This is a genomic window from Streptomyces sp. NPDC002835, from assembly GCF_053591995.1.
This window is the reverse complement of sequence record NZ_JBSFUW010000009.1, coordinates 170,197-183,698: the sequence shown is the minus strand read 5'-3', so window position 1 is coordinate 183,698 and position 13,502 is coordinate 170,197. Positions and strand designations below refer to the sequence as shown.

Sequence of the window (13,502 nt, the reverse complement as noted above, 5' to 3'; positions counted from 1 at the left end):
GAGTTGACGCTTTAGGCTTGTCACCGGAGCCTGCTGGGGCATTCCCTCCGACATCACGGAGGGAATGCCCCGGGCCCCGGCATCCCAGCAAAGATCACCTGGCGCCGATGAGTAAGGCGTACAGAACCACTCCACAGGAGGACCCCAGTGGCGAAGGCGAAGTTCGAGCGGACTAAGCCGCACGTCAACATCGGCACCATCGGTCACATCGACCACGGTAAGACGACCCTCACGGCCGCCATTACCAAGGTGCTGCACGACGCGTACCCGGACCTGAATGAGGCCTCGGCCTTCGACCAGATCGACAAGGCTCCTGAGGAGCGCCAGCGCGGTATCACCATCTCCATCGCGCACGTCGAGTACCAGACTGAATCGCGTCACTACGCCCACGTCGACTGCCCCGGTCACGCGGACTACATCAAGAACATGATCACGGGTGCTGCCCAGATGGACGGCGCCATCCTCGTGGTCGCCGCCACTGACGGCCCGATGCCGCAGACCAAGGAGCACGTGCTCCTGGCCCGCCAGGTCGGCGTTCCGTACATCGTCGTCGCCCTGAACAAGGCCGACATGGTGGACGACGAGGAGATCCTGGAGCTCGTCGAGCTCGAGGTTCGTGAGCTGCTCTCCGAGTACGAGTTCCCGGGCGACGACCTGCCGGTCGTCAAGGTCTCGGCGCTCAAGGCGCTCGAGGGCGACGCCGAGTGGGGCAAGTCCGTCCTCGACCTGATGAAGGCCGTCGACGAGTCCATCCCGCAGCCCGAGCGTGACGTCGACAAGCCGTTCCTGATGCCGATCGAGGACGTCTTCACGATCACCGGTCGTGGCACCGTCGTCACCGGTCGTATCGAGCGTGGTGTCCTCAAGGTCAACGAGACCGTCGACATCGTCGGCATCAAGACCGAGAAGACCACCACCACGGTCACCGGCATCGAGATGTTCCGCAAGCTGCTCGACGAGGGCCAGGCCGGTGAGAACGTCGGTCTGCTCCTCCGTGGCATCAAGCGCGAGGACGTCGAGCGCGGCCAGGTCATCATCAAGCCCGGTTCGGTCACGCCGCACACCGAGTTCGAGGCCCAGGCCTACATCCTGTCGAAGGACGAGGGTGGCCGTCACACCCCCTTCTTCAACAACTACCGCCCGCAGTTCTACTTCCGTACCACGGACGTGACCGGCGTCGTGACCCTCCCCGAGGGCACCGAGATGGTCATGCCGGGCGACAACACCACCATGTCCGTCCAGCTGATCCAGCCGGTCGCCATGGAGGAGGGCCTGAAGTTCGCCATCCGTGAGGGTGGCCGGACCGTGGGCGCCGGCCAGGTCACCAAGATCAACAAGTAATTGTTGCTCTGACCGACCTGTGCCGCTCCGGACGGAGCGTCATATGAGGGCCCCCGGCCCGCCGTTCTCGGCGGGCCGGGGGCCCTCGCCGTTGCGCCGTCGGGACGAAATATGGCGCCCAGGTGGCGATTCACCGACACCCCGGTAACGGAAGTGTCAGTTGATACCCGTACTATCACGCGGGTCAGCTGTGACATGTCCACTAAGGGGTGGGGACAACTTTGAGATTGGGACGAGTGCGCGGCACAGCCGTCGCCGCTGCCCTCGGTGTCGTTGCGGTCCTGGGCGTCCAGGGGATCGCAGGCGGTTCCGAAGCCGAAACGCAGGCACAGAAGAAGTCCGACGAGACCCCGTCGGCATACAGCGCCCGGGCCAAGGAGAACGGCCCGGTCAAAAGCAAGGTCCACAAGCTCGCCCTGAAGTCCCAGGGCAAGGGCGAGGCGGCGCTCTCGCGGCGCGGCACCGAGCCGTTCGGCATGCTGGGCGTCTCGTGGCCCGACCCGGACGCCGAGGTCGATGGCACGATCGAGGCCCGCACGCGCGACGCGGAGACCGGCGAGTGGTCCGACTGGATCGAGCTCGAGCCGTATTTGCCCGGCCTCGACGGCGAGCGCCCTGCGGAACGCGGCTCTACGGAGCCGGTCTGGGTGGGACGCTCCAACGGCGCCGAGGTACGGGTGAGCGACGGAGCGGCTGCCGGGAAGCTGCCGGCCGGCCTCCGTCTCGACATGGTCGACCCGATCGCCGAGGACGGCGCGCAGCAGTCCGGCGACGACCTGAACGCCGAGCCGGCCGCCTTCGCGGCCTCCGCGGTCGAGCCGGGCCCGCCGTCCACGGTTCCGCAGCCGCCGGTGGTCACCCGCGCCGAATGGGGCGCGGACGAGACCATGAACGACGAGGGCCCGCTCTATCTGGCGGACGGCCGGATCAAGGCCGTCTTCGTGCACCACACGGCGAGCGGTGCGTACGACTGCACCGAGTCGGCGGCCGTCGTCCGGTCGCTGCACGTCTACCACGTGCAGACCAACGGCTGGCGCGACCTCGGCTACAACTTCCTCGTCGACAAGTGCGGCACCATCTTCGAGGGCCGCCAGGGCGGCATCGACCAGCCCGTCCAGGGCGCGCACACCTACGGCTTCAACGCGGAGTCGACGAGCGTCTCGGTCATCGGCGACTACACGGACGTCGGCGCGAGCAGCGCCGCGCAGACCGCGGTGGCGCGGATGTCCGCGTACAAGCTGGGCCAGTACGGGGGCGACCCCGCGGGCCGGACCACGCTGGTGGCCGGCGCCACGCAGACGAACTACCACGGCACCCGGTTCACGGCCGGGCAGTCGTACACGTTCGACCAGATCTCCGGTCACCGGGACGGATTCAACACCGAGTGCCCGGGCATGAAGCTCTACCCGCAGCTGCCCGACATCCGGACGCTGGCCGCCGGCCCCGTGCAGAACCTGAAGGTCACCGACGTCGGTGGCGGAGCGGTTCTGGGCGGCAACGGCTACGAGAGCCCCGGGCCGGTCACCGTGAAGTGGTCCACCACCACGCCCAGCTCGCTCATCTCCCGCTTCGAGCTGCTCGCCGACGGCACCCCCGTGGCGACCGTCGAGGGCAACCTGCGTTCGGCCGGGGCGACGCTGCCGCCCGGCACGCACCAGCTTCTCGTCAAGGGCGTGCACCAGTCCGGCAAGGCGGTCTCCGTCACCGCCGCGACGGTGACCGTGCCCGAGGCCAAGAGCTACTTCCCGGTGACGCCGAAGCGGCTGATGGACACTCGTATCGGTCTGGGTGTGCCGAAGGCTCCGGTCGGTGACGGCGGTGTCGTCACCCTCCAGGTGACGGGCGTCGAGGGCATCCCGGCCACCGGGGTCGGCGCCGTCGTGCTGAACGTGACGGCGACCAAGCCCACCGCGCCGCACAGTTACGTGTCGGTCTACCCGGACGGTACGACGCGCACCAGCGCGTCCAGCCTCAACTTCGTCCAGGGCCAGACCAAGCCGAACCTGGTCATCGTGCCGGTCGTCAACGGCAAGGTGAACTTCTACAACTGGGACGGCACGGTCGAGCTGATCGCCGACGTCACCGGCTACTACATGAGCGGCGACGCCGCCGCCCAGGGGTCGACGCACTTCCCGGTGACGCCGAAGCGGCTGATGGACACCCGTACCGGTCTGGGTGTGCCGAAGGCTCCGGTCGGTGACGGCGGTGTCGTCACCCTCCAGGTCGCGGGCGTCCAGGACGTGCCGGCCGGTGTCAGCGCGGTCGTGCTGAACGTGACGGCGACCAGGCCCACGGCGCCGCACAGCTATGTGTCGGTCTACCCGGACGGTACGACGCGCACCAGCGCGTCCAGCCTCAACTTCGTCCGGGGCCAGACGACGCCGAACCTGGTCATCGTGCCGGTGGTCAACGGCAAGGTGAACTTCTACAACTGGGACGGCACGGTCGAGCTGATCGCCGACGTCACCGGGTACTTCATGGCGGGCGGTGAGGGCGCGTCGCACTACAACGTCACGCCGAAGCGCCTGATGGACACCCGTACCGGTCTCGGTGTGCCGAAGGCTCCGGTCGGTGACGGCGGTGTCGTCACCCTCCAGGTCTCCGGCGTCCAGGGCGTCCCGGCGACCGGCGTGACCGCGGTCGTGCTGAACGTGACGGCGACCAAGCCGACGGCGCCGCACAGTTACGCGGCGGTCTACCCGGACGGTACGACGCGCACCAGCGCGTCCAGCCTGAACTACGTGCAGGGCGAGACCGTCGCCAACCTGGTCATCGTGCCGGTCGTCAACGGCAAGGTGAACTTCTACAACTGGGACGGCACGGTCGAGCTGATCGCGGACATCACGGGCTACTTCAGCGAGTGATGTGACGCGGGGCTGCGAACGACGCAGCCGGACGAACACAGCGGGATGAACACGGCGGGATGTTCCGGGGTCCGCCCCGGAGCATCCCGCTCGTCGTTTCCACCCTGTCGTCGGCCGGGCGGGGCCGGTGCCGGGGGCGTACTAGCCCGTCGTGGCCGCCGCCCCCGCGCGGGGCGACCAGGTCCACGGGTGGGCGTCCGGTCCCATGCCCACCAGCGTCGGCCCGGCGGGTGTGACGGCCGGCGTCGGCGTGTCCAGCGGCACGGGGCCGGTGGTACGGGTCAGCAGCAGGCCCTCGTGGTGCACCTGGACCCGGCCCCGCAGATCCCGCCCCACGAGCACATGGCCGTACGACCCGCCGCCCCCGTCCGGCGTACCGGCGTCCCGCCGCGTGCCGGGCGGGACCGGCGCGGCGGTGAGCGGTCCGTACCCGTCGAGGCGGAAGCCGGCGGACAGCCGTCGGCCTTCCGCCGTGAACAGGGCCGCCCGCGGGGACGCGCTGCCGCGCGAGTCCGTCGGCGACTCACGCCGCCACGGGGCCTCCGTCCGGTAGAGCAGCCGTACGGAGCCGTCCGGCCCGGGCTCCGTCAGCACGGCCGGCCGGTCCACGGCGGCCGGGAGCCGGCCGGCGGGCCGGTGGCGCATCGGCTCGCCCGGTGCGTCCTGGGTCCAGTGGTGGACCGTGTCGCGGCCCGTGCCGAAGAGGTGGACCCGCCCGGCGCCGTCCACCACGGCGGTCAGACCGTCCTGGACCTCGGCGTGACCGTCCAGCGCCCGCCAGTCGCTCCAGCCGCCGTCGGCGTCACGGACCCGGGTGCTCACGCCCTTGTCGGCGTCGCGTACGAACAGATGGACCCGCCCGTCGGGCGCGGTGACCGCCACCGGCACACCGATACGCCGCCCCCGGCTGTCGGAGCGCTCCGGGTTCCCCAGCCCCCGCCAGGCGTGGAACTCCCCGCCCGGGGCGCGCTGTTCCAGCAGCACGATCTCCCGGGAGTTGCCCCCTCGGTGCCCGCTGATCTCCGCGAACCGCAGCCCGAAGACCAGCCGGCGGCCGTCCGCGAGGGCCGCCGTCCCCAGTACGGGGGCGAGCGGGCCGCCGCCGAGGTCGTCCGGCTCGTCCCAGTTCCCGCTGCCCGGCCGGCTCTCCCGCCAGCGCACGGCCCGCAGCCCGAGCACCCCGTAGGCGACGAGCCGGCCGTCCGGGTCGGTGGCGACGGCGGCGCGTGCGCCGGGGTAGCGGCGATGGGTCGAGCGCACCCAGCCCTTCCTGTTGGTCAGGGGCCGCCGGCCGCCGACGCTGTAGTCGCCGCAGCCCCCGCTGTTGCCGCACTCCCAGTCGGGGTCACCGCCGTACGGGACCAGGTGCGACGCCTTCCGCTCCAGGACCGGCAGCGGCAGGTTCTTCGGCCAGTGGCGGTTGTAGTAGCCGCGGAACGAGGTGGTGACGAAGGCCGGTATCCCGCCGCCGTCCCTGGTGCTCTCGGCGACCCAGCGCACCATGGCCGCCCAGCTGAAGGACGCGACGGCGGTGTGGTCGGCGTGGTCCGAGTAGCCGGGCTGCTCGCTGTCCCGCTTACGGGTCGCCTCGTCGCTGAACTGGATGTCCGGATCCGGGTCGAGGGTGTGGATCACGGTCGGCCGGTACCGCTCCATCAGGCCCACGAGGACGTCGATGAGCTCGTCGTAGTCGTAGCTGTCGGCCCGGCGGACGGGAGAGTCGTCGGCGACCGCCGTCCGCACGCTCAGCGCGCGGTCGTGCCAGAGGCTGGGCAGGGCCGTCCAGCGGCGCGGGCTGTGCATGGAGAGATTGAGGAAGATCAGCTCCACGCGGCGGTTGCCGTCGGCGAGCGTGTTGATCTCCGCCCGCCGGTCGCCGCGGAGCGTGGCGACGCCCTTGTGCCAGTCCGTAAACCTGTCCAGGCCAAGCAGGGTCGCGTACGCCTGGCGCAGGCCCTGGTGCCGGGCGGACGAGTAGGCGCCCTTGTCGGCGGGAGCGGCGGCCCGCCCGGGTATCCGGTTGATGCCGTTGTGCTCGCCGGCCGTGACGTAGACGCAGACCAGCGGAACCCCGGAGTCCAGCATGAGCCGGGCGTCCGGGTTCATGAAGTACAGGTCGTCGTCCGGGTGCGCGAGCAGCTGCATCAGCTGCGCCCGCCGTGAGGTGGCGATCGGCATACCGGGCGCGGGATCGGCGACGGGTCCGGTACGCCGCGGCGCCGGCACGGAACACGAGACGAGCGCGGTGGAGGCGGAGGCCGCGAGGGCGGCCGCGGCCGCGACGACACTGCGCCGCCGGGGCCGGTTCGGGGCAGGGGCCGGCCCTGACACAGCTCTGTCACCCACGTGTCCCGCTCCGTCCGCTTCCCCCGCAGCGGCCGGGCGTCGCCCCCGTCTGCGTACCGTGATCTCCCCAGGCCGGCGGGCCGACTGGTCGAGGCCGGCGCACCGCGATCAACTAGACGGGAGACGGACGCCAGGGGTTGCCTGCCAGTTCGGTTCCTGTTCGACCGCAGCGGGCTCCCGCCGGGCGGGGAGTACTCAGGGCAGCGGCAGTGTGATCCCGAAGGCATCGCCGTTGGTCCCGGCGGCCCACCCCATCGCCTCGGGCGGCTGGTGCAGACCCGTGCGCCGCCTGTGACGGTCGAGACCAGCAGAGCGGCGCGGCCACGGCCCGCCCGACCACCCGCGTCGGTTTCTGTGCCGCTCTGGCTGCCGGCCGAGGTGGGACGACCGGCGAACCGGGGACACGGGTGGCCTCCGGGGGCCACAGCCCCTCCCCGCGGTTGTCGTTCACGGAGCCGGAGCCGGAGGCTCCGCACAATGGTCCGGACGTGCGGTGAATGGAGCAGGAAGGGGCCTGCACTCCGGGGTCGGGACCTCGCCGCCGGGTGCGTACGTCACCGTCGTGTGCGCCAGTCCCCGCAGCCACGGGGCCGCGCGTTCCGCGAGCCGGGCCGCGTCCGGCGGGGTCGGGCCGAGGCCGATGGCGTAGCGGGTGGGGGAGTGCGCGAAGGGGCGGGGCCAGGCGTGGACGCCCGGTTCGGGGAGCGCCGACAGGAGGGCGCGCATCCGGCCGCGGACCCGGCCCTCCTCCGAAGGGTCGGCCACGGTCACGACCGCCCAGGCGGCGTGGCGGCGGTGCAACGGCGGCGGCGCGAGCAGTGGTTCGGCGGGGGAGGGGGACTCCAGGAGCTCCCAGGCGCGGAACAGCTCCTGGCCGATCAGGTCCCGCATACCCGCCGTGACCTGTTCGGAGCAGGGGCGTACCGGCTCGGTCGGGGTCCAGATCGTGACCGGCAGATCGGGGCGGGGCGCGGCGCCGCCGACCGGCTCGCGCCAGTCCCAGGCGGCCCACGTCGCGAAGAACTGGCGGAGCGGGGTGGGAGAGCGCAGGTCATGGGTCTCCCGGACCGTACGGGCCGCGAGTACGGACCACGCGAGGCCCGGCAGCCCGCCGAACGGTGCCGAGTCCAGGCCGCGGGCCCTCGCCCAAGCCTTGACGTCGCGCGCCAGCCGCGAGAACGCCGCGTGGCGGTCGCCGACCGCGGCGAGCAGCGCGTCGGCGTCGCTCACCGCGCTCAGCGCGACCGCCGCGTCCTCGCCCAACTCGGCCCGCCGGGCGACCGCTTCGGCCGGATCGACCGCGCCGGTGGAGACGACGGCCAGGTCCACGCCGAGGCCGCCGGCGTTCAGCCGCACCCCGGGGACGCGGGCCCCGACCACCTCCCGTACGTCCGTCGCCCCGGGCAGCGCGGCCGTCAACCGGGCGCGGACGTCCGCGAGTCCGGGCGCGTTCGGCAGTGCCGCGACCAGGTCCAGGTCCGCGCCCGGCAGCGCGCAGCCCATCCGCCGCGAGCCGACGACATGGACGGTCCCCTCGGCCAGCGCCTCCGCCACGCGCTCCGCCGTACCGGACGCGTCCCCGTCCTCACGCGCCGGCGGTGCCTCGTCCGGCACCCAGCGCACCTCGCCCGTGCCCAGCGCCACCGTCGCCCGTACCCGCATCGGCTCGTCGCCGCGGCGCGAGAGAAGGACCAGCTCGCCCACGTCGGCGGCGAGCGGAGGCAGCCGGGTCGCGCACGCGGCCGTCAGCGGCTGCGGGTCCTTCGTCCGGCCCAGGCTCAGATGCGGGGTGAAGCCCTCACGGCGGCCCCGGCACCGCGGGAACCGCTGCTCCAGGGCGTGCCGAAGCTCCTGCCACGGCCGGTCGCCGTCCGCCGCCGGGTCGAGCCACACCGTCGCGTCGTCGCGGTGGCCGAAGCTGTGGACGCCCTCCAGCCGGGCGGTGAAGGGCGCGGTCCGGGAGAGCGCCTCCGTCAGCAGCGGCGCCGCCGCCTCGAAGTCGGACTCCGGTACGAAACCGAAGAGCACGCTGACGTGCGGCGGCCAGCGGTGGATCTGCGGGTCGTGCTCCCGGCGGATCTCCTGGACCGGCGGCCACAGCTCGGCGGGCGGCACCCATGCCACGGCGGTACGGGCCGTCGGCCGTACGTCGAGGACCCGGCTCCCCTCGTGCACCGCGCCGAGCCCGACCACCACGCCGTAGTGGTCGGAGACGTAGAGCCCCCGCGCGGTCGGGACGTCGCCGAGCAGGGCCGCCGAGTCCACGACCAGCCCGTCGGCCCGCAGCAGCACCCGGTCCAGCCGCCCCGCACGCCCGGTGAGGGAGGAGACGGCGGCCAGCGGGTTGGCGGCCGGGTCGAAGGTGGGGGTCGTGTCGGCCGGGCCGTGCACCTCGCTCCACGCGTCGCGCATCCCGAGCGTGGTCTGCGGGGCGCCGGTGCCGTCGTTGAAGTCCCCGACGAGGACCACGTCCCCCTCCAGGCCCGCCAACCCTTCGGCGATCCGCGCCAGTTCGGCCTGCCGCCGGGCCGCGCCGTCGTCCGAGTGGTCGCTGCTGAGGTGCGTGGCGGCGACCGTGACCGGCCCCGTGGCGGTGTCGACCAGGACCGCGGTGACGGCCTTGTGCGGGCCGAGGACATGATGGCCCACCTCCCGGACCGGCAGCCGACTGAGCAGCAGCAGCCCGCACTCGTCGACGTCCCGGCCGGCCGGATCGGTCGCCAGCGTGTACGACTCCCGCACCCAGGGCGTCCGGAGCAGCATGACGAGCAGCGCGGGCTCGACCTCCTGGAGCGCGACGACGTCCGCGTCGGCCTCGCGCAGGGCGTCGATCAGCAGCGGGCGGCGCACGGCGGTGTCGAGGCGGTCGGAGTCGTACCGGTCCCACAGCGTGTTCCAGGTCAGTACGCGCAGCCCGCCCGCGGTGCCCCGCGGTGCGTGCGCCGGCACCCAGGCGTCGTGCTCCCACATGTACGGCGTCCGCGCGCCGAAGAACGGCGCCCGCAGCCGCCGCGCCTCCCGGACCCGCCCGGCCTCGGTGTCGTCGATGCGGTCGACGCCCGTCGTGCGGTCCCACACGACCTCGCCGTCGGCCTCGAAGAACAGCACCCGGTGCCAGGGGATGTCCCCGCCCGGCTCGAACGCCGACAGCGGCATCCGCTTGGGCGGGGCCTCCCGCCGTCGCACGCCGACCACGAAGCGCGCCGGGTCGAAACGCGCGTCCCAGCGGACCCGGTGGTAGATCTCCTCGCTGGTACGCACGGCTACGCCTCCTCCTCTACGGTCCCGCTCGCCCCGATGTACCAGGTGCGGTGCGCCTGGCCCGGGTACGGCGGCACGAACCGGTGCAGTTGGGCGGTCAGCACCTGCGGGGGTACGGGGTGCTCCCTCTTCTCGTTGCGGCGGACCAGCTCGTCCTCGGCGACCAGCACCACGGCGTGGGTGGTCAGCGCGTCGCGGCGGCGGGCGACCGCGTGGACCAGGGACCGCTGCCGCGGACTCAGCGACGTGGCGTCCCACACCACGGTGCCGCCGGCGGCCAGGGCGGTGTCAAGCCGGCCGAGCGCCGTGCGCAGGATCTCGTCGTTGGCCTTCTGGTCGGCGCGGGAGCCGCGGGCGGCGCGGAGATCGTCGAGGGAGACGTACGCGTCGGTCCCCTCGAGACTCCGCGCGAAGGTGCTCTTGCCGCTGCCGGACGGGCCGACCAGATGGATCAGGCTCGGGAAGTCGCCTTCCCGCCACCGCCAGGTCGCGGCGACGGCCTCTTCGGCGCTGCCGATCCGCCCGTCCGCGTACGCCTGGCGTGCTTCGGCCCGGCAGCGGACGGCGGCGGGCTCCGGCAGGTCGGCGAACGCGTCCGCCAGGCCGGCCGGCGGCTCGACCTCGTCGGCGTGGAGACATGACCAGGCCACCTGCTCGTGGGCCTCGGCCGTCCGCGCTGTCGCCGCCGCGACGGCGTGCAGGACACCGAGGTCGGCGGCGTACGACATCTGCAGGAGTCCCGCCCGGCGCTCCTCGTCCGGGTACGGCCGGTGCAGCGCCGTGTGCAGACCGACGAGGTCGGCGACGCGCCGGGCGAGCGGCATCCCCAGCGACGGGGCCAGCCTGGGTGCGAGCGCCGCCCGGTGCTCGCCGTGCAGCAGCGCGGCCAGCACGCCGGCGAGCCGGTCGTCCCCCGTCCGCCCGCCGAGATCCAGCCGCGCGACGGCCTCGGCGTCCCCGTCCCCCAGCGCCGTCACGTCGACGGGCCCGCCGGACCGTACGTCCCACAGCGCGGCCCCGGGGCCGAGGCCGTTCGGGACGACGGCGGCGTGCATCCAGTGCGTATCGGTCCGCACATGCCCGGCCCGTACCCACTTGGCGACCCGCTGCCCGAACTCCTCGGCCGCGAAGCCGTCGGTGGTGCGGACGACGTATCCCTCCTGGCGCGCGGGGTCCGACTTCAGCGCCCGCAGCGCCTTTTCGTCGAGCGTGCCGCGCCACAGCACACTCGGTACGGGAATCCCGAGCCGCCGCAGAAACAGGACGGTGCGGTCCCAGTCCAGACACCGGCCGCGCTCGTCCCACACAGAGAAGCCGTAGAAGTAGCTGTCCAGGTCGTCGTACGCAATCGAGTGCCGGGCAAACATGTTCTCCCCGCACACGCGCCAGCCCTCGGGGATGTGGTGCCCGGTCCGCCCCTGCAGCGCCTTCACCCACGCACGGGACGGATGATGCGCCGAGTCGAGCGACCGCGCGTGCAGCCCGTCCCGGTAGAGGGTGGTGTTCTCCCCGTCCAGCTTCTCCGTGACGACGACTTCCCGGCCGCGCAGCCCGGACAGATCGGTGACCCGGACATCGTCCGCCGTCGCCCCGGGCGACCACGGCAGATGCCTGGTCCGCGGATAGTGCGTGCGCATGATGACCGAGCCCCCGTGTCGATGATGTGCCCGGTCACTGTAGGAGCGCCAAAGAAAAGGAGCGACCCGATATCGCGGCCCCTGAGGCCGCGACATCGGGTCGGTCGTTGTCCGCCACGCCCGGTGGCTCCTGCTGCGAACCGGGCTTACTCGACCGCGAAGACTTCCTCGAGCGTCGGGGCGGTCACGGCTCGGACGAGCCAGCGACGCTGGATCTCCGGGTCGTGGCAGCCGCCGATGCGGTCGCGGGTCTCCTTCGGGATGTGGATGCCGCGCCGTCTCAGGACGAGCAGGATGCTCTCCTCGCGGCTCTGAGCCCGGCCTTCGGCCCGGATCTCCTCCGAGAGCGCCGACCTGTAGAACGAAAGATCACGGACCACCAGGTCCCTCCACTGTTCCAACGGGGTCAGGACTGTGCCCGAGTCCGGACAGGAGTCTTGGGCCGGGACGACGGCTTCGTCGGCCATCAGATGCCGTCGCCGGTGAAGATCTCCTCGACGGAGGAAACGGTGAGGGCCCGGTCGAGCCAGTGGAGCAGCACCTCGCTGTCGTCGCAGCCGGTGATGCGCTCGCGGACGTCGTCCGGGACATCGACACCGCGCCGCCCCAGGATGAACAGGATGTCCTGGGCGCGGCCCTCCGCGCGGCCCTCCGCGCGGCCTTCGTCTCGGAGTTCTTCGGAGATGGGCGACTTGTAGAAAGAGAGGTCCACGGCCACCAGTTTCCTCCATAGCTCTGCGGCCGGCAGTGTGCCCAGCCCTTGTGAGACAAATTCCATCAACGGGTACCGGATGTCGTCCCGGGTCTCCCGCAGCGCGCCGGTCAACGCCTTCAGTATGGTTCCGGCTGCCGAACCCGCGCCGTGTGTGATCGCGGCCAGGGTGGCGAGTGGCAGGTCCTTACGGGCCTCGGCCGTGGTCGTGATGAGGGGCATGTTGTGCGGGCCGATCACGAGAGGACGCACGGTGAGGGACGGCCACCCCGCTGCCGTGAAGTCGACCGGCCGCCCTGCCCACTCCGCTGTGGCGCGGTCCTGGCAGACGACGAGGAGCAGGGGCGGCATTCGATACTTGTTCAGCAGGTACGCCACGTAGTAGGCCCAGCCGGCCGGTTTGACGGGGTCCTTCTTGCCCTGGGCCTCGACTGCCAGGATCAGGTCTCCGTCCTCGGTTTCCAGACGTAACAGCGTGTCGACGCGGCGCTCGACCGGCCTGTTCTCGGTGAGGTCCGTCGGCAGGACGGTGACGGACGTGGGTGGGGGAAGGCGACGCCGAGCACCTCGGAGAGCCCGTAGAAGAGCTCCGGGTACTCCTGGAAGATGCGGTGCATCGCCTCATGGGGCGAACTGACCATGCGGGTCCTTACCTGAGGCGCATTTCTGGCACATGCCATTGGCAAGTGCTCCATGTCGAGCGTAGGTAGCCAAAGCGGCCTGCAAAGCGTCAAGTTGGGGACCTTCACCCGGAGGAGTGATCTGCCTCCCGTACGAGCTCCAGCTCCGCCCACACCGTCTTGCGCGGGACCGGTCCCGGCATCACGCCCCAGCGGTCGGACAGCGCCTCGACCAGCAGCAGGCCGCGGCCGGACTCCTCGTCGGCTGCCGGTGGGCGGGGCACGAGGTTCGGCAGACGGTCGCCACGGGTGTCGGTCACCTCGATGCGCAGCGCCCGGTCGCCCGCGGTGGTGAACAGCGCGAGGAGAAAGTCCCTACCGCGCAGCCGGCCGTGGGTGGAGGCGTTCGCGGCAAGCTCGGCGACGACGTGCTGGGCGGCCTCCGTCACGCCGGACGGCATGTCCCAGCTGCGTAGTTGCGCGACGGTGAGCAGCCGGGCGAGACGCACCCCGCGAGGCGTCGGGGACAGGATCACCGTGAAGTGATGGGTGGGAGAGGTGAGTTGGGTGGTCTTCTCGTTCACGTCACTCAGCGTGGTGGACCGCGCCTACGCTGAACAGTGACGAACCGCGTACGTACGGTGACTGTCCGAGGCTTGTCCGGCGCTGTCGGGCCTGTCCGGGGCAGCGGTACGGGTAAGGGGGCGTCCAGGTACGGCAG

Annotated in this window: 7 protein-coding genes and 1 pseudogene; 2 read left to right on the top strand and 6 right to left on the bottom strand. The window is 72.0% G+C overall.

Annotated elements, in window-relative coordinates; all coding sequences use genetic code 11:
• Positions 1–147: 147 nt before the first annotated feature.
• Positions 148–1,341 (top strand): elongation factor Tu, encoded by a 1,194-nt coding sequence (gene tuf / locus ACWD01_RS12880; RefSeq protein ID WP_451160997.1) that lies wholly within the window; start codon positions 148–150, stop codon positions 1,339–1,341.
• Positions 1,342–1,577: 236 nt separating this feature from the next.
• Entirely contained in the window at positions 1,578–4,205 is a 2,628-nt protein-coding gene (locus ACWD01_RS12875) for a peptidoglycan recognition protein family protein (protein ID WP_451160995.1), read from the top strand.
• A gap of 141 nt (positions 4,206–4,346) precedes the next feature.
• On the opposite strand, the gene ACWD01_RS12870 is transcribed toward ACWD01_RS12875, so the two are convergent.
• From ACWD01_RS12870 to ACWD01_RS12845, 6 genes and pseudogenes are all read right to left on the bottom strand, one after another.
• Complete coding sequence (locus ACWD01_RS12870; RefSeq protein ID WP_451160993.1) at positions 4,347–6,551, bottom strand: PIG-L family deacetylase; 2,205 nt, start codon at positions 6,549–6,551, stop codon at positions 4,347–4,349.
• Positions 6,552–6,998: 447 nt separating this feature from the next.
• Entirely contained in the window at positions 6,999–9,812 is a 2,814-nt protein-coding gene (locus ACWD01_RS12865; protein ID WP_451160991.1) for a poly(A) polymerase, read from the bottom strand.
• Between the two features lie 2 nt (positions 9,813–9,814).
• Positions 9,815–11,449: an RNA ligase family protein gene (locus tag ACWD01_RS12860; protein ID WP_451160989.1), complete on the bottom strand. Its 1,635-nt coding sequence runs from the start codon at positions 11,447–11,449 to the stop codon at positions 9,815–9,817.
• A gap of 146 nt (positions 11,450–11,595) precedes the next feature.
• Positions 11,596–11,829, bottom strand: coding sequence for a hypothetical protein (locus ACWD01_RS12855; RefSeq protein WP_451160987.1), 234 nt, complete (start codon positions 11,827–11,829; stop codon positions 11,596–11,598).
• Positions 11,830–11,915: 86 nt separating this feature from the next.
• Positions 11,916–12,802, bottom strand: a pseudogene (locus ACWD01_RS12850) (hypothetical protein).
• A gap of 104 nt (positions 12,803–12,906) precedes the next feature.
• Positions 12,907–13,365, bottom strand: coding sequence for an ATP-binding protein (locus ACWD01_RS12845; protein ID WP_451160985.1), 459 nt, complete (start codon positions 13,363–13,365; stop codon positions 12,907–12,909).
• Positions 13,366–13,502 lie beyond the last annotated feature (137 nt).